Below are 258 nucleotides of genomic sequence, written 5' to 3' on the forward strand. Positions count from 1 at the left end.
CCGCCTTAACCTCGCTTGCTACCGTAACTCGCCGGTTCATTCTACAAAAGGCACGCCATTACCCGCTAAATCGGGCTCTGACTGCTTGTAGGCACACGGTTTCAGGTTCTTTTTCACTCCCCTCCCGGGGTGCTTTTCACCTTTCCCTCACGGTACTAGTTCACTATCGGTCGCCAAGGAGTATTTAGCCTTGGGAGGTGGTCCTCCCGGATTCCCACAGGGTTCCTCGTGTCCCGTGGTACTCGGGGTCAAATCGGG

Annotated in this window: 1 rRNA gene; it reads right to left on the bottom strand. The window is 55.8% G+C overall.

The annotated features are described in order from the left end of the window. Window positions 1–258 (bottom strand): 23S ribosomal RNA (locus JDF658_RS02855); the annotation flags it as partial.

It is taken from the genome of Carboxydocella sp. JDF658, assembly GCF_002049395.1.
Classification (GTDB): Bacteria; Bacillota.